Raw genomic sequence first — 17,437 nt, 5'->3', positions numbered from 1 at the left:
ATCAAGAAGTGACTTGTCTGTTGAATTCTGCCAGATCCTGGCAGATATTACTCTATTGGATGATATTCACCTTGTTGCTATCAGGTTGTGGCAGCACGATGAATCCCTTTGATATGCGTATCATTGAATCGATGAGTACGCAGCTATCCGATATATTAGTCAAGGAAGAAGTCATCGTTTATGAAAAAGAAGAGCTCGATGCTTTAAAGGCAGCTGATCCAATTCCTTTAAAATGGAAAAATAAAGTCAGTGAGAATCATATCGCTTCCTTTTATACCGTTTATGAAAATGACGCAGTATACACAGCTGATGAAGAAGGAAAGCTGACGAAGTATGATGCGGCTAGCGGAAAAGAGCTATGGCAGATTAAAACCAAAAATAAGTTTTCAGCAGGCGTTGGTATTGGTGAAGGACTGATTCTGGTTGGAACATTTAAAGGCGAGCTACTTGCATACAATGAATCCGGACATATGTTATGGCAAGCAACGGTCACTAGTGAAATTCTCAGTCCACCGCAAGTACAAAATAATATCGTAGTTGTGCGTACTGTCGATGGCCGGATATTTGGTCTCGATGCCATTGATGGAAAGCGCAAATGGGTTTATCAGGGCGCTACACCTCCATTGACTGTCCGAAGCACTGCTGGAATAACGATTGCACATGGCGCTGTGTTTGCTGGTTTTCCGGGTGGAAAAATGGTGGCTATGAGCCTGTTTAATGGCAATATTGGCTGGGAGGTCGCCGTTTCGCAACCGCGTGGTGTCACTGAACTGGAACGCATGACGGATATTACCAGTGCCCCGGTGGTTAATAATCGATTTGTCTGCGCAGCAGCATATCAGGGACGTGTCGCCTGCTTTGCGATTAATGATGGCGCGCAAATCTGGGCGCGTGAATCATCCAGCAGCGCCGGTTTGACTATGGACAATGACTATGTGTATGTAACCGAAGAGAAAGGTGTCGTTGCTGCCTATGAATTGCTCAGCGGTGCCAGCATGTGGAAACAGAGCCGGTTAGGTAGTAAGAAGCTGACGAGACCTATCATCAAAGGCCAATACATTGTGGTAGGGGATGATCAAGGGTATGTCAATTTACTACGGAATTATGATGGCGCCTTGATAGCGCGTTCGGCCACCGATGGCAGTATTATTCCGAACTCGGCGAGTTTATTGCCTGACGGGTTTGTAGTGCAAACAGCAAAAGGCGGTGTCTACGCCTTTAGTACGACACAATTCTAGCAGGTTGTTGAAAAACGTATTCGAGGCAGCCGATACAAAACAAAAACAGACGAAAAAGCGCAGCTTATGCTTAATAAATGAGTATCTTGAGTCTGTTTTTAACACCGCAGCGGCAACGCAGATAGTTTTTCAACGGCCTGCTAGTAGACCTTGTAAGTCTCTCTGAATCTTAACGATTCATCTGGATTCTGGTAACACAAATATGAATTCTTTCCATTTAATGACACCTAGCGTGTACGGCACTGGTAGCAAAAAATCATGAAACCTACACTTGTTTTAGTTGGCCGGCCGAATGTCGGCAAATCAACCTTGTTTAACCGCCTCACCCGCACCCGCGATGCCATCGTTGCTGATATCCCCGGTTTGACACGGGATCGTCATTACGGTCAAGGCAGAATAGGGGAGAAACCCTATCTGGTGATGGATACCGGGGGTTTCGAGCCGGTTGTTAAAGAAGGAATCTTGCATGCTATGGCCAAGCAAACATTGCAAGCGATTGATGAGGCGGACAAAGTACTGTTTATCGTGGATGGCCGCCAAGGTGTGACGGCCCATGACAAAATTATTGCCGAACAATTGCGCAAATCCGGGCAAAAAATTCTGCTGGTCGTGAATAAAACGGAAGGTATGGCGACAGCCGTCGTCACCGCTGAGTTCTATGAGTTAGGTCTGGGTGATCCTTGCGCGGTGTCAGCGATCCATGGCGACAATATCAAGGAATTGGCCGATTATGCGTTAGCGGATTTTCCTGATGTCGAAGAAGAACCGCTCGAGAGCAAGTATCCAAAAATTGCGATCGTCGGTCGTCCCAACGTCGGGAAATCGACGCTCATCAACACCTTACTAGGCGAAGAACGAGTGATCGCATTTGATCAACCGGGAACGACACGCGACAGTATTTACATCGATTTTGCGCATAAGGACAAACACTATACATTGATCGACACGGCGGGTTTGCGGCGCCGTGGCCATGTGTTCGAAACCATCGAGAAATTCTCCGTCATCAAAACGTTGCAAGCTATCGAAGATGCCAATGTTGCGGTACTGATATTGGATGCAAAAAATGAGATTTCCGATCAGGACGCGCATATTGCCGGATTTATACTGGAAACAGGGCGCGCGCTGGTCATCGCAGTTAACAAGTGGGATGGCTTGGATGAATACCAGCGCGATACGATTAAACGTGAACTGACGCGTAAACTGGCTTTTCTGAGCTTTGCACAATTGCACTATATTTCTGCATTGCACGGCAGCGGTATGAAAAATCTGTTGCCTTCGATTGATCAAGCCTATGCGGCTGCCATGGCTGATTTATCAACGCCTAAATTGACACGTGCATTGATTGCGGCGATCGAGAAACACCCGCCGCCGCGCGGTGGCATGTCGCGCCCCAAAATGCGCTATGCGCATCAGGGCGGTTCCAACCCGCCGCTCATCATCGTGCATGGCACCATGCTCAACCATGTGCCGGAAACCTACCGGCGCTATCTGGAAAATACTTTCCGTGAGGTTTTTAAACTGAAGGGCACGCCGTTGCGCGTTGATTTTAAAGTCGGACACAATCCCTATGCCGACAAAAAACCTGCACCGCTTACCGAAGCTGAAGCCCGGCGCGCGCATGGCAAGCGTCGGCGCAACCGGAAGAGATATGGATAAATTGGCAATCTGGGAAATGAGATTAGCCTGAAATCAGTTCCCAGGAATGGCAGACTAATAGCCGAACAACATCAGATATTCAGCCGCAAAAAGGCCGAGTGAACCCAATAACAATAATGCGGAGCGAACGACGGGCTGTTCTGACATGGGTTGAAAAGCCCCATAATTCACTTCTTGTATTTTCCTGATCATTTCTTTTTTATCTTTTATATCAATCGAAGTTATTTGATTTTCAATAGTGTCAATAACATTCAATTTTAATCTGTTTGCTTCAGATCTGAGTTTCAGTCCTGCATATAGAAGCAAAGAAATACAGATGGTAAAGGTGATTCCGCTACTGATCGGAAATTCCAGAAAATCAAAATATACTATTCTGGCAAAAAACATCAGCATCAAAGCGATAATCGGAAAATAAATAAGCTGATCGACAGCACGCGTTCTTTTTGCGACCAACGTGATGATTTCTTCTAGGGATTGCGATGGATCATTTATTGCTTTTTTACTATCTATTAAACCTAGCATATCGCAGTAGGGTGCTTTATTAAGTTTTGTCTCGTCAACTAGTAATGGATGCTGGGTACGCAATTTTTCTATCCAATGAATGCAAAGCCTTTGAGCATCTAGTACAAGTAATATTAGAAAAATGACGAAAGAGCTGCTAAAGACTAATGTCAGATCATCCATCACATCGCAGGAAAAAAAACCGCGGCAGAACGATGAATGCTCAGTAAACATATGTGTCAGAAAAATATCAATATTCATAAATATCAACCACATGATGGTGGTTCGCAATAGGCGTTGTTCAAGCATGCCGTGTTCCCGATATTCTTTCCAAAGAAAGGTCTCTTTCTTAAAAGGCCCCGAATCATTTTGTACCCATTCCTGAATGGATTTCATTTTTTCATTTTCATCTTTTTCTGAATAAATCAGGAGGGAAAAAATCAATAAAGTTGCGATAAGAGGGGTCAATTCTGGATGTGTTAGGATATTCAGAAATACAAATAAGGTCGGTATAAAAATCAATATAGTAAGTATTTTATTAGATACTATCTTTTTTAATAATAGAGAAAGTTTTGCAAAACACGATTTGAGTTCTTCAATGTCTTCTAGCTTTTTTTCAGGGTATAGAAGAATTAAGGCGAAAATGATTTCCAAAAGTATGAAAACGTAATATATGAACTGATAGTTTCTTGGATCAAAATCGAATAACGTAGAAAGGACATAAGAAGCTATGCCAAATAGCATAAAAAATATAGATACCTTGATCCATTTTTTCTTACAACAAGTATCCATTATTGAGGTACGAATCTCTTCCCAGTGATCCAGAATCTCTTCTTCTGATCTTCTTCTATCAGTATCACGGAATATTGCTCTGAGACTGGATCCTTCTTCTAAATTTAAAGCTTCTTTTCCCCTTCTCCTGTTCATGCGATAAAAATTAGTTTCAAGCGCCCAAATCAGTTTGATAATGAATGCGAGTACCAGCAATATTGTAAATGTACGTATCAGAATAGTCGGCCAGGTGCTGATGCCATCAGTGAAGCTGAATGGCTCGTTGTCGGTAGGAAGAAAAAAAACCTGCAGGGCAATAATAAGAAATAAGAAAATTGCCGTCCCAGAAAGCCAGAAAGTTTGTGCTCCCGAATTGGGGCGCATCTGATATTCCGTAAGTATTAGTGCGATAGTAATAAGGAAAACAAATGACAGAGAATAAATCAGTTGTTTTTGTTGATCATAATTTGGATGTATGGAATCAGTACCTAAATTTGTTATCGATAGAGGTAAATAAACTGGGCCGTTTCTTCCAATTTCAAAAATTAGCGGTGATAGTTGTGCATTTTGAAGATCCTTCTTGTTATCGCTAAATATCATACGCGTCTGATAAAAAATCCCGGTTTGTCGGCTGTCACGGAAAGGCGGAATTTGCTTCTGCAAATCGTCGCGAAGACGCAAATCAAAATGCGTTGCTACGACGAGGTTGCGTACCCAATCCCAATATTCCGGTTGCAGCATCTGCGCATCCAGATCCGTAGTGAAATAAACAATATTCGGATTTTCCCGCCACAATGCTTCTAGAATGATGAGCTTGTCATAAAAATCGCTGCCGAAAATGCCGACGGCTTTGATGCGATCTTTAGTCGGAGCTGTATGTGCTGTTTTGTTATGATCTTTAATTTGCTGTGCTAGCCGGTGCAAGTAGTCAAATTGCGCATGACCGATAGACGGGTTTTCATGAGCATGAAGTGAAAAATAGTCGCTCCAGTTTTTTACACTGGTTTGATTATCAGGTTCATCCCGTTTCTTGATAGCCTGCTGGTTGGCATCCAATCCTTTGAAGTAGGAGAATTGCATTTCACCTTTATTATCCGGATCAAAAAGATTCTTTAGGCTCTCAGCTAATTTGTTGGCAGTATCTGAGCCTTGTTCTGCAATGATGGCGACCTCAGATAATTTCTCGATTCTGCGTAAATTGAGTTCTTTTTTAAGTCTTTCTGTGAGTTTTTCACTCTGATCGTGGTGATGAAATTTGACTAATTGAGGATATATGCCATATTTATTTTCTTTTATTCCTGAATTTAATAAGTTATCTAAAGCATAGATATAAATTCCATGATTTAATCCTGAATAATTTTCAGGATCGAGTAGATTCAAATTTAAATCGAACAAACGTTTGCCAAAATTATCTATAAAACTATTAATCTCAGTATCATGAGTAATCCAGGCAACAATAACGTCTGGTTTACTTGTATGCCTGAAATGTTCCCAGCGTACGTTATATTTTTTGATATGCTTACTGATAGATTCATTAGCTGATTCATTTAAACTGGTACAAAAATTCAAACGATTAGATTCTAAGATGGAATAACCGGAGGCTGTCAACCCTGCATTCACAGCATAGCGCTGCCGGGTACGATTCTCTTTATTTTCAACAGTTTTTGGGTTAATCTTGACGACTGAAATCAGTATTTTGACGGGTCTCGTGATGTCCGCAAGTTTTTTTCAAGTTCTTTGCTACATAAACCATTTCCTTCTCCTGAAAAATCATGACCATCCAGGCTTTTATGCAATCTGATTTGTAACTCTTGCTTTTTATCTTTGTTTAAGCCGATAAGTCGACCTAAATCTTCTCCGATATCAATCTGATACAAATCTCTTTCCTTGAGGTCGCCTGGTTTGAAGTCGAAAGGATCTTCCCACAGCCAGCTTTCGTAAGAATAATCAGCCAATTGACGATCCAACGGTTGCGGATAAGGCGTATCGTAAGGGCGGGGACTTTGAACTGGCTGGTCATTGAATATCATGATACCGAATACAATCAGCAACAGTACGCCGACAAACGCCATGCCGGGTTCATTTTTCTGCGATAATGCCATCAGCTTCTCCCTGCTTAAGACAAGCACTATTCAACGAATAGGGGAAAACAGCAAATGATTGGCGAGGTTATTTCAGCAGTCGCTGGAACAGGTTATACGATGTTACTTGCACGCATACTTATCATTTGTGTATGAGGCTATCCCCATTAGAGTCTGGTTTAATAATATAGCCATTTGAAGTTGCTGATGCAATCATTACTGAAAATCAGATCTAATCAATTGAAATGTATAAAACAGATCAATCGCACTGTCTTCGCCTGCTTGCGTGACAACGGGTCCGTAGGATGTGCTGAGCAAAGTGAAGCGCATCATTCTCGACAAATGCGCTTCCTTACGTCCATCCTACATACTTTCTTGTTATTGCTCTGGAAAGAGCAGGGTGCGCAGTATCATTGATTAAACCCGTGCCAACAAATGTACCTCGTTCAGCAGCTCGCCAAGGCTAGCCTCGGCAATTTTTAAATCATAAGCGGTTTGCAGATTGAGCCAATATTGCGGCGATTGATCCAAAGCGCGTCCGATCAGTAGAGCCAGTTCTGCTGTGACCGGACGTGTGCCTTTGATGATATGCGTGATGCGCATCGAGGAAACGCCGATAGCGCGGGCGAAATCGGCCTGTGAAATATTCAATTCTGTTAGGGTTTCGCTCAGATATTCGCCTGGATGAATTGCGGACAATCCTTGTTTGATCATAATAGCGTTCCTTAATGATAGTCTACGATTTCGACGTCAAATGCATCGCCATTCTCAAAGCGAAAACATACGCGCCACTGGTCGTTGATACGAATACTCCATTGCCCGGTGCGATCCTGTGTTAATGTTTCCAGCTTATTTGACGGCGGCAAACGTAAGTCTTCGATTCGTGTGGCTGCGTTTAGTTGTATCAAACGCATTGCTGCGCGCTTCAAAATATCCGGCGGAAGCCGGCGCGATTTGCCAATGGAATAAAATTGCTCTGTTTCTGAGGTGGCAAAACTTCGAATCATTCACAGACTATAAACAAATAGTTTACGACCGTCAAGAACATCAAGGCCTATCATAAAGTATCCCTTTAGCGAAGAATAACTCCAATCGTCGTTTTCTAGTCTTTTTCTGCTTTGGTATATTTCAGTCGTCATTTTTCTTTGATAGTGATCTGATCCGTTCAGTACAGAAAATTAGTTCTAATCAAACTGAAATGTATAAAACAAATCAATCGCGCTATCCTCGCCTGCTTGTGTCACAACAGTAATTTTTGGAGTCAAATTGTAAGTCAGTTTCGTGATTCCCATGGTGGTTGTCGCCAGACTGCGCTCATAGCTCAAATAAACACGCGATGAAATACGCTTTCCGACCACACCGATCTGTCCGCTTAGTGAACTGCCGAGTCCTGCTTGCTTGAATGAAATTTCATCGACACCCAGTGCCTTAGTAATCTGTTCCGTAATTCCGCCGCCGGATTGTCCGCCCAGTATAGAACCCGCGGCTGCCAGTAATACCGAAGTGTCTAATCCGCCGGGGTCGGGTTTTCTTCCTAAAACAATCCAGGAAAGCTTTTCGGTATCGGGAACATTCGGAGTCGATACCAATGTCACCCTCGGGTGACGCACCGAACCCATGATTTCAACGCCGGCTTCTACTGCTAAGCCTTCCCGCACGGCCAGAATATTTAACCCGGGATCATCCAGGGGGCCTTGAAAGCTGACAATGCCGCGTTGAACCGTAAGGTTCTGGCCATACGCTTTAAAAGTGGTATCTTTTGCTGCAATGGCGCCATGCACCTTAAGCGTATTATTTTTATCATTCTGAACCTGTAATTGGCCCGCTAAGCGGCCTTCCAACCCGGCTGCGCGGAGATAGAATTTTTCTCCTAAATTGAGGGCTATATCCAACAGCAGCGACAAATTTTGCGGGGCAGTATGGGGGCTGTTCACAAACACAATGTCGTCCGATAATTCCGGGCGATCTTGCGGCGGTTGCAACAATAAGCCGGCATCTGCCGCTAGGCTGCCTGTCACGCTCAAACTATTTTTGTGATACCTGGCCTGACCGGAACCGGATGCGATGATCCAATAATCTGTTTTGTGTGTGAAAGGGAGTTGATTCATTTCAAACTCTAACCGGCTTTCATTGCCAACAAGCCCAATGTTTCCGGTGATTGCTAAAGAGCCCGATGCGCTATCCAGCTTGACATCTTTTAGCAACCGCTCATCCGGTGGCGCTTCGTGCAGTGTAATAAAGTGCAGCCGATCAATCTTTAAGTTCGATTGACGGAAATTGGCAACCAAGCTGCCTTGCTGCAAATTTATGCCATGCTCCAGCAGCACCACACTCAATTGCGTGCCGGAAACGCGGCCATTAAAATCCGGCTGCTTGAGCGTTCCTTGTATAGTTGCCTGAACTTGAAGTTGCCCATTGGTACTTACACTGTTGCCTAAAAGGGAATCAATCCATTTCAGGTCCTTAATGTTGGCAATGACTTCCCCGTTCAGCGGTGTTTCATCGGGAATAGTCCAGCTATTGTTCGATTGTTTTACCGGTACGGACAAATGCGCTTTGGCAGTGCCGATAGATTGGCTAGCTAATTCAAACTTGCCGGTTATTTTGCCATTTTGTGCGACGATTTTGAGCCGGGCCACCTCCAAGCCCAAAGGCTGTGATATTTCGTTGGGTAAATACCAATCCCCTTTTTCACGTTGTATTTGCAAATTGCCGGTTAACTGCGAATTGGAAACAAAATCCCAATGACCGCCTAAATGTAACGACGATTGATTTGAGTCCTGGTGTTCGCCCGGCAGTAAAGCGATGCCTGAAAAATGACCTTGGGTTTTCCATTCCCGGGGTGTCCAGTGCAATTGATCGATGCTTAAGAACCCATCGGAAACAGACAATTTTGTATGGCCGAGCGACACCAATTCCGAATTTATTGCCAAAGTTGTTGGCGCTGTTAAGCGAACGGGTATTTTTCCAGTGGAGGTGAGTTCGGCTAATTGCCCGTTCCAGCGCAGGGATTGAGCGGGTGATTTTTTGTCTAGGCCGCCTACGGCTTTTAATTGGATTTTGGAAATATCATTTATCTGTGCTTTAGCCAGTAGCGTATGGTCAGAAATTTTTCCGCCGACGTTTATTTCCACGTGCTGCAGGGTTGCTTTATCGCTGGCAGCATAGTTTCCAATAGTTGCTTTGAGTGAAATAGTTCCATTGTTTAAACTTCCATCGGCAACTAGCCCTGAGAGGTGTTGATTTCCCGGTAAGTGGAGATGCCGGCTTTTTATCTTGAGATCAAGATCGGGTGACTGAAAGTTTCCGTTCCACTGAATGTGTGTCTGTAAATCGCCCGCCAAACCAAAGCCGAGGTGTTCTAAAGCGGGCGCATTCACAGCGAGTTGATAGGTTTCGTCGGATTCACCGGTGCCGCCTTGTGCCAGAAAATGATTGGATCCGATATTTAGTTCTGCCTTACCCTTAATCTGGTCCAATCCATTGAATGCAATCCGACCGGCTCCTGTTACCGGGAATTTCTCTAAGCGGCTTTTTTGAATCGTGTATTTCAATATTCCAGAGATTCTTGGAGACAATTGACCAGATAGCTGGATCGCTGCATTCAGATTAGAATCCGGTGCCTGGATAAAATCAGCAATATTAAAATTTTCTAGATTCCCTGACAGTTCAAATGATTGTTCATTGCCGAGATTGAATTTCCCTTGCCCGGCTAATTGTGATTTGCTGCGCTGAAGATTAAATTGCTCGAGCGTAACATGCTCGCCATCCCGCTTTATTGCCGCATTGAAACTGATTGAATTATCCTTGAGCTGGATACGGACAGACTGTGTTTGCGCATTGCCTTCCAATTTAATTTCACCCGAAACTTGGGCTGCGCGGACGCGGCTATCGATATGCTGCGGATTTACTTTGCTGACAAGCAGATTGGCTGCCCCGGAAGCTTCTTCTAAATGCCAGATAAGATCCCCGCTTACAATTTCGCCGGGCTTAATTTGCGCATGGAAATCCTGCAACTGCAGGATTTCTGCAGTGATGCGCGCCTGCGCGCTGATTGCGGAAAAGGGTAGGCTGCCGTCATTCAATGTGGCCGCAGCATGATTCTCAATTAGAATCTTGCCTTCAAGTTGTCCGGATTCATTCTGGATCAAATTTGTGATGACGGAAAGGCTGGCATGGGGTGCGTCCGAAACAAAACTAGCCGGATTAAGCCTTTCTAAAACTGCATGAAACTGTGTCACTGGATTGGTTGCAAATGGCTGCAGTTGTAGAGTCAAATCTTTTTTTGTGTGCGACTGCTTGGCATGAATCTGAATATTCATCTGCTCCAGATTCCCGGCGATGACAGCTTGCGCATCGCCCCATTGATGGGCATCAGACAGATCGATTTGCGCAGACAGATCAAAAGGAGAATTTCCGTTGAGTTCTGCCAGAGCACTGAAAACCCCCCAAGGTGTACGAAAATCCAGATTGTTAAGTCGGTGGTAATGCCCATTGCTATCAACCGATAGCATAAGGTCAGAAATAATCAAAGTAGAACTTTCATGGGTCGCTGAGATTAAATGCACAGAATCTACTTTAATCGCATGAATTGACAGAGCAAATGGCAGAGATAAGTTTTCGGGTAAAGTGCGCTGTGGCGCTGCAGTGGGTGAAGGGAGTATGCGGATATCTATCGTTTCAACAGATAACCGATCGATTTTTATCTGCTTCTGAAGCAAATCATTGGGATTCCAGGTTACGTGGGTGTTGTGCAGTGTTAACTGAAATTCCTCATTGGCAAAATGAATGCTATTAATTTGAATGTTTCGCAGTGTTCCCTGAATTCCTTCAAATTGAATCGCCCCGGAACTCAATCGATTGATTGTCGAGAGCGTTCCTTGTAACCCTGTTTGGCTGTTCAATACCCAATACCCGGCTATCGACACGGACACCAGCAAGACTAAGAGCACACCGATCAGCCGTTTGAATTTCTGACTGATCCGCTTGGGATTCTGATTGCTATGCGGTTGATTGGTCATGGTCAAAGTTTAGAATGCAACCGCCATAGAGAAATGGAAACGTAACGTGCCGGTTTCATGCGCCCGGGCCAGATCAAGCGCGATAGGTCCTGCAGGACTGCGCCAGCGAACGCCGCCGCCATAGCCTATAAACGGATGCATTTTCTGCCAGCTGTCCGCAGCGCTACCGATATCCGCAAAAGCAGCGGCACCCCATTGCTGCGTTATCCAGCGCGTGTATTCAATGGTGCCCGTTGCCATGGTACGGCCGCCGACAATTGCATTGCCTTCCTGCACCCCAATGCTTTTAAAGTCATAGCCGCGAATCGATTGAATACCACCCGCACGAAATAGATATTCCTGAGGAATTCCGAAGCGTGACGAAGCAAGCGTGTAACCAATTTCCGCGCGCAGAAAAATGACATCCTGAGAGCCAACCGGCCACCAGCTTTGATGTCGCGCATAGGTGCGTACAAAATCCTGGGTTGATAGGAGTTGCTGACTGCCTCCTCCGATACGAATCTCGGTCACATCACCACGCCGGATATTAAGCGGATCATCGACAATCTGGCGCCGCCAGCGCCAGTCCAGCGTTAAAGCTTCATTAATCTGGTTGATTGCACCCGCAGGCTGTTTATTTTCTCGTTGCCAATTCATTCCAAACTGCATTTGAATTTCTGGCGTTTGATAATTGCGCGTCATACCAATTTTTTGTTCATTCGTCTTCAAATTCTGAATGTCAGTCATTTGCAGGCTGGTGATTAATGAATAATTGATATTATTCTGATCGGGAAGTGTATCAATGCCAGCAAAAAAGGTTTGGCGTTTTTGCTCTAGACGCAGCATGCTCGTCAAATTCCAGGCGCGATCCAGGAAATTATGATTACGATAATTGATCTCACCGCGTGCCCCGTTGTTCGAGCTGTAACCGCCGCCAAATGCGAAACGTTGCGATTGCGCTTCAGTCAAAACGACTTGAACAGGAATGGACTTGTGTTGGGATGTGTCGGGAGAAATGTTGACGGAGACCGTGTTAAATTGCGGCGCTTTTTGAAGTGCAATTTGAAACAGATGCAGTAGTTCGCGTCGATACGCATCGCCGGTTTTAAATGGCGCGAGATTAGTGATCAATGCCTGGTTATATCGTTCTAATCCGGTTATTTGTATCGCACCCAAATAAAAAATGGGCCCGGAATCAATGATTATGGAGAGATCCGCACGTGCATGATCGGGATCAATCGTTGCCTGGCTGGTAACAATATTTGCTGCCGCAAAATCTTCTTGTGTGATGTCAGATAATAAAGTCGCTTTTGCTTGTTCCCACTCGGAAGAACGGAAGGGTGAGCCCGCTTGTAAAGACCATGCGGCACGAAGTTGTTCAATGCGTTTCCGGTATTTGGCGTCTTCTTGTATGATTTCACCGCGAAACACGATGGAAACCTCGCCAATGCGCGTTACTACGCCGGGATCGACTCGGATTTCGGGTTTTGTAACTTCCCCTTGAGTCTGGTGCGACAATGTAATTACGGGCGAGAAATAACCTTCTGTTGCCAGTAAGCTGCGAATTTCTTTTTGCGCGCGATACAGAAAAGTTTTCTCGGCAGTACTGTCAGCAAAGGGTTCTGCTGGGAGTTTAAAGTACTTTGCAAGAAATTCTTTAATAGTGTCCGGTGCCGACAATATCACGGTTGTTGAATTTTTTGTGATATCGAATGATTCTTGCGCCACAGCTATACCAGGTATGATTGCGATGAGCAGCAGGATTGTTGACCAGAACCGAATATAATAATAATCAATTTTTGAGGGGGTGCTTGACATAGTGACTCGATCTAAAACCGGCTACGGCCTCAGTCTAAATAGCATCCTTTTGTATTTTTATGGTTAATACAGTGTACCTTTATCAAAAGAAGTTTAACAAAAACTCCATGTTGAACGGATTGAACCTTGCGCTATCACCAATTACTTTGATTCCCATTCATGACGAATAATTCTTTAACGCAGCACTGCAATACTTTGGATTCTTTTGATTGTACGCAATGCACACGTTTATCCAATTTCTTGCAATCCGTAAAAACCAAGCACCCGGATTATTATGCACGGCCCGTCAGCGCTTTTGGGGATATTCATCCGAAACTATTGATTATTGGTCTGGCACCCGGCATGCACGGCGCCAACCGGACAGGACGGCCATTTACCGGTGATTTTGCGGGAATTCTACTGTACCAGACATTGCATAAATTTGGTTTTGCCACTCAGCCAGAATCCGTTTCTGCGGATGACGGGCTGCAACTGCTTGGATGCCGCATCACCAATGCGGTCAAGTGCCTGCCGCCAGAAAATAAGCCCGTTCCTCAGGAAATTAAGCAATGTAACCAATATCTGGCAACAGAAATCAACGAATTTGTTCAAAAAGACGGCACAGCATTACTTGCGCTCGGGACAGTCGCGCATCAAGCGGCATTAATGAGCGCGCGGCTTAAACTAAAGGATTATCCTTTCGGTCATGGCGCCGTCCATCATTTGCCGCTTGAGAATGGCGTGAAACTCTATGACAGTTATCATTGCAGCCGCTACAATACACAAACCAAACGTCTCACAGCGGAAATGTTTGAACAAGTATTTGAAAAAATTGTTACTGACATGAATCGATAAGAATATCACTAAAAAACAAAGGAGAAATTTTATATGCCGTATGTCAATATCCGCGTTGCCGGAACACTAACACGTGAACAGAAAAAGCAAATCGCTGCAGAGTTGACCGATACCCTGGAACGCATCGCCAAGAAGCCGAAATCCTATACGTATATCAGTTTTGATGAGATTCCTGATGAAAATTGGGCGATTGCAGGAAAATTACTTGGTAGTCAGGATTAAGCAGTTTGTCGAACACCGATTTTGATGCAAAGGATTTTTGTGTAAATTTACCGCATCAGCCGGGTGTTTATCGCATGATAAATGCCAAAGGCGAAGTGATCTATGTCGGAAAGGCGATTAGTCTTAAGAAACGCGTCTCTTCCTATTTTCAGAAGACTAATCTGGGGCCCAGAACCCAGTTAATGGTTTCGCAAGTGACCGGTATTGAAACAACGGTCACTCGCTCCGAAGCCGAAGCGCTGTTACTTGAAAACAATTTAATCAAGAGCCTGAAGCCGCGCTATAACATCATATTCCGGGATGATAAATCCTATCCCTATGTGATTCTGAGCGGTCACAATTTTCCCCGGCTGGGGTTTTACCGCGGCGCGCTGGATAAAACGCATCAGTATTTTGGACCGTATCCGAATGCCGGTATAGTCCGGGAAAGCATACAGCTATTACAAAAAATATTCCGCTTACGTACCTGCGAGGACAGTGTTTTCAGCAACCGGACAAGACCTTGCTTACTGTTTCAGATCAAGCGATGCAGCGGGCCGTGTATCGGCCAGATTTCTCAGCAGGCGTATCAAAATGACGTAAAAAACGCCGAGTTGTTTTTACAAGGCAAACAAACTGAAGTGATGGAAGTTATCTCAGCCAAGATGCAGCAGGCTGCAGACCGCATGGAGTATGAGCAGGCAGCTGCACTGCGGGATCAGATTCAAGCTTTACGCAGAATCCGGGAAAAGCAGTTTGTCGACAGCGGGAAAGCACTGGATGCCGATGTCGTTGCTTGTGTACTGCTGAACGATGGCTCAGGAAAAGTATGCGTCAACTTAGCGATGATCAGGGGAGGGCGGCATCTGGGAGACAAGAGCTTTTTCCCGCAAAACGCGGATGATTGTACCGCGGTAGCTGTTGTTGAAGCATTTCTGGCACAGCATTATTTGAATAGAAGCGTACCACCGCTGATTATTCTGAGCGAAAAAATTGAGCGCGAAGCAATACAGGATCTATTAACTGAGCAATGCGGGCATAAAATTACGATTAACTTAAATCCGATCGGGGAAAAGCGCGTATGGCTCGATATGGCGACCGAGAATGCGCATTTGGCACTGAAACAAATGATGAGCCGGCACGCTAGCCAGGAAAAACGTTTATTGGCATTGCAGCAGGAATTGCAGATGCCCGGCTTGAACCGGATTGAATGTTTCGATATCAGTCATACCCTCGGTGAGGCTACCGTTGCATCCTGTGTTGTGTATGATAATTTTTCTATGCGCAATAATGAATATCGCCGTTATAACATCGATGGGATTACTCCCGGTGATGATTATGCCGCCATGCGCGAGGCGCTTTCCCGGCGCTATCAGAAGGTTGTTAGCGGAGAAGGGCAGTTGCCTGATTTGATTCTGATTGATGGTGGAAAAGGGCAAGTCACAGCAGCGCAGGAAGCCTTGCAGGAGCTGGGTATTTCTGATGCCAATTTATTGGGTGTGGCCAAGGGCGAAGAACGTAAACCCGGTTTAGAGCAATTGATTTCTCCCGCACTGGAAAAGCCGTTACAATTACCCAGTGAGCATGCGGCGTTACATCTGATTCAGCAGATTCGTGATGAAGCGCATCGGTTTGCGATCCAGGGCCATCGTGGCAGACGCGGAAAAGCCAGAACTAGCTCCAGCCTGGAGAATATCAGCGGTGTTGGCGCTAAACGCCGGCAACGCTTGTTAGGCCGGTTTGGCGGGTTGAAAGGGGTTTTAACCGCGAGTATTGAAGAATTACAACAAACAGAGGGAATTAGCCGGAAGCTGGCAGAAAAAATATATAAAGAAATACATTAATAATTACTTTCTGTTACCAGTCCAGATCGCTACCCATTTAATCAATCAGTATCAGCTTACGATCATGCCTTACAATCTACCTAATCTGCTCACATGGCTACGGATACTCGCTATCCCGTTATTTGTCGGTATTTTTTATTTGCCGCATTCCTGGTTATCGCCAGACAATCAGAATCTGGTAGCTACGCTGATTTTTGCCGGTGCAGCCATCACAGACTGGCTTGACGGTTATCTGGCGCGTGTTTTGAATCAAGCCTCCGCGTTTGGCGCTTTTCTTGATCCGGTTGCTGATAAATTGATGGTGTCAGCTGCGTTGATTGTATTGGTTTATCTTGGGCGGCTGGATGCGCCGATTGCCTTAATCATCATCGGGCGTGAGATTACTGTTTCAGCGTTACGCGAGTGGATGGCACAAATCGGTCAGTCAAGAAGTGTTGCGGTATCTTTCCTAGGTAAAATCAAGACAACTTCACAAATGGTCGCCATCCCTTTGTTACTTTATCATGAGTGCATCGGTGAGAACTTTAATTCGCAAGAAATAGGTACATGGCTTATTTATATTGCCGCAGTTTTAACCCTATGGTCTATGTTTTATTACTTAAAGGCTGCTATGCCACAGGTGCTTAAGGATGAAAATAAGATTCTTTAATTACTTTCCATCTGCCCCAAGTGATAAACGATGAAAATTTTGATTGATGCGGATGCGTGTCCCGGCGTAATCAAAGAAATTCTGTTTAGAGCTGCTGAGAGAACCAAACGGCATTTGGTATTGATCGCAAATCGTCCAGTATATATACCGCCATCACAATTTATTCGAATGCATCAGGTGGAATCCGGATTTGATGAAGCGGATAACGAAATTGTAAAAAGGCTGGTAAAAGGCGATCTGGTGATTACCAGTGACATTCCGCTGGCAGCCGAAGTCATCAAAAAAGAAGGTTTTGTGCTGAGTCCTCGTGGTGAACTATACACCCAGGAAAATATAGGGGCACGATTAAGCATGCGGGATTTTATGGAAGCTTTACGTTCCAGCGGTATTGATACCGGCGGTTTGTCTACTTTGAATCAAAATGATCGCAAATCATTTGCGAATCAATTGGATAAATTATTAACACAATAGCCGCGAAGATTATTTGCGCGCAACAACCATCCATTCGCTCTGCCACCCCTCTATTTTGATAGCAGGATGGCGAATATCGGAATGATTACTATGTATTGGTGATTATTCCATAAAGCTTATCTTTTAATAACAAGCGTTTCTTTTTCAGTTCCTCCAGGTATTCATCCGTTGTATTTTCGACGCCTTCCTCAATTCTGAGAATTTCTCGATTGACGGAATGATATTCCTCAAACAGGTGCGCGAAATGACTGTTGCTGATCTTTAATTCATGGATGCGATCATAGTGTTCGGGGAATTCATGGTGTAAATCATGTTTTTCTATCATTGGCTAGTTCCTTATTCTAGTTATCGTTCAAATTAATATGCTGAGCTG

The 17,437-nt window shown here is 44.6% G+C and carries 14 protein-coding genes; 7 read left to right on the top strand and 7 right to left on the bottom strand.

The genetic code is table 11. The annotated features are described in order from the left end of the window. The first annotated feature begins 59 nt into the window (after window positions 1-59). Together bamB and der are read left to right on the top strand one after the other, a co-directional pair. Complete coding sequence (bamB, locus tag NIT79A3_RS10670; RefSeq protein WP_083817960.1) at window positions 60-1,238, top strand: outer membrane protein assembly factor BamB; 1,179 nt, start codon at window positions 60-62, stop codon at window positions 1,236-1,238. Window positions 1,239-1,496: 258 nt separating this feature from the next. Further along, window positions 1,497-2,894 carry a ribosome biogenesis GTPase Der gene (gene der / locus NIT79A3_RS10665; RefSeq protein ID WP_013966204.1) on the top strand — a complete coding sequence of 466 codons (1,398 nt, stop codon included), beginning with the start codon at window positions 1,497-1,499 and terminating at the stop codon, window positions 2,892-2,894. Window positions 2,895-2,948: 54 nt separating this feature from the next. On the opposite strand, the gene NIT79A3_RS10660 is transcribed toward der, so the two are convergent. From NIT79A3_RS10660 to NIT79A3_RS10635, 6 genes are all read right to left on the bottom strand, one after another. Then, entirely contained in the window at window positions 2,949-5,786 is a 2,838-nt protein-coding gene (locus tag NIT79A3_RS10660) for a hypothetical protein (RefSeq protein WP_013966203.1), read from the bottom strand. Between the two features lie 68 nt (window positions 5,787-5,854). Further along, the gene (locus tag NIT79A3_RS10655) at window positions 5,855-6,268 is read right to left on the bottom strand and encodes a hypothetical protein (protein ID WP_013966202.1); all 414 of its coding nucleotides are present in this window, start codon (window positions 6,266-6,268) and stop codon (window positions 5,855-5,857) included. Window positions 6,269-6,664: 396 nt separating this feature from the next. Then, complete coding sequence (locus NIT79A3_RS10650) at window positions 6,665-6,961, bottom strand: HigA family addiction module antitoxin (protein ID WP_013966201.1); 297 nt, start codon at window positions 6,959-6,961, stop codon at window positions 6,665-6,667. Window positions 6,962-6,972: 11 nt separating this feature from the next. Beyond that, a complete protein-coding gene (locus NIT79A3_RS10645) occupies window positions 6,973-7,254 on the bottom strand; it encodes a type II toxin-antitoxin system RelE/ParE family toxin (RefSeq protein ID WP_013966200.1) in 282 nt (93 codons plus the stop codon). A 177-nt stretch (window positions 7,255-7,431) separates the two neighbouring features. Continuing rightward, a complete protein-coding gene (locus NIT79A3_RS10640; protein WP_013966199.1) occupies window positions 7,432-11,268 on the bottom strand; it encodes a translocation/assembly module TamB domain-containing protein in 3,837 nt (1,278 codons plus the stop codon). 9 nt (window positions 11,269-11,277) lie between these two features. Next, entirely contained in the window at window positions 11,278-13,065 is a 1,788-nt protein-coding gene (locus tag NIT79A3_RS10635; RefSeq protein WP_013966198.1) for an autotransporter assembly complex family protein, read from the bottom strand. Window positions 13,066-13,224: 159 nt separating this feature from the next. On the opposite strand from NIT79A3_RS10635, the gene NIT79A3_RS10630 reads away from it, so the two are divergent. From NIT79A3_RS10630 to NIT79A3_RS10610, 5 genes are all read left to right on the top strand, one after another. Then, complete coding sequence (locus NIT79A3_RS10630; protein ID WP_013966197.1) at window positions 13,225-13,899, top strand: uracil-DNA glycosylase; 675 nt, start codon at window positions 13,225-13,227, stop codon at window positions 13,897-13,899. Window positions 13,900-13,932: 33 nt separating this feature from the next. Further along, window positions 13,933-14,121 carry a 4-oxalocrotonate tautomerase family protein gene (locus tag NIT79A3_RS10625; protein ID WP_013966196.1) on the top strand — a complete coding sequence of 63 codons (189 nt, stop codon included), beginning with the start codon at window positions 13,933-13,935 and terminating at the stop codon, window positions 14,119-14,121. A 5-nt stretch (window positions 14,122-14,126) separates the two neighbouring features. After that, window positions 14,127-15,944 carry an excinuclease ABC subunit UvrC gene (uvrC, locus tag NIT79A3_RS10620; RefSeq protein ID WP_013966195.1) on the top strand — a complete coding sequence of 606 codons (1,818 nt, stop codon included), beginning with the start codon at window positions 14,127-14,129 and terminating at the stop codon, window positions 15,942-15,944. A gap of 64 nt (window positions 15,945-16,008) precedes the next feature. After that, window positions 16,009-16,593: a CDP-diacylglycerol--glycerol-3-phosphate 3-phosphatidyltransferase gene (gene pgsA / locus NIT79A3_RS10615; RefSeq protein WP_013966194.1), complete on the top strand. Its 585-nt coding sequence runs from the start codon at window positions 16,009-16,011 to the stop codon at window positions 16,591-16,593. A gap of 30 nt (window positions 16,594-16,623) precedes the next feature. After that, on the top strand, window positions 16,624-17,064 hold the full coding sequence (locus NIT79A3_RS10610; RefSeq protein WP_013966193.1) for a YaiI/YqxD family protein: 441 nt from the start codon (window positions 16,624-16,626) through the stop codon (window positions 17,062-17,064). A gap of 88 nt (window positions 17,065-17,152) precedes the next feature. Here NIT79A3_RS10610 and NIT79A3_RS10605 read toward each other — a convergent pair whose 3' ends face one another. After that, window positions 17,153-17,389, bottom strand: a complete 237-nt coding sequence (locus tag NIT79A3_RS10605; RefSeq protein ID WP_013966192.1) for a DUF465 domain-containing protein — start codon at window positions 17,387-17,389, stop codon at window positions 17,153-17,155. Between the last annotated feature and the right edge of the window lie 48 nt (window positions 17,390-17,437).

Origin of the sequence: Nitrosomonas sp. Is79A3, from assembly GCF_000219585.1 — a bacterium.
GTDB lineage: Bacteria > Pseudomonadota > Gammaproteobacteria > Burkholderiales > Nitrosomonadaceae > Nitrosomonas.
The sequence above is the reverse complement of the archived record's forward strand: the minus strand, read 5'-3'. Positions and strand labels throughout refer to the sequence as shown.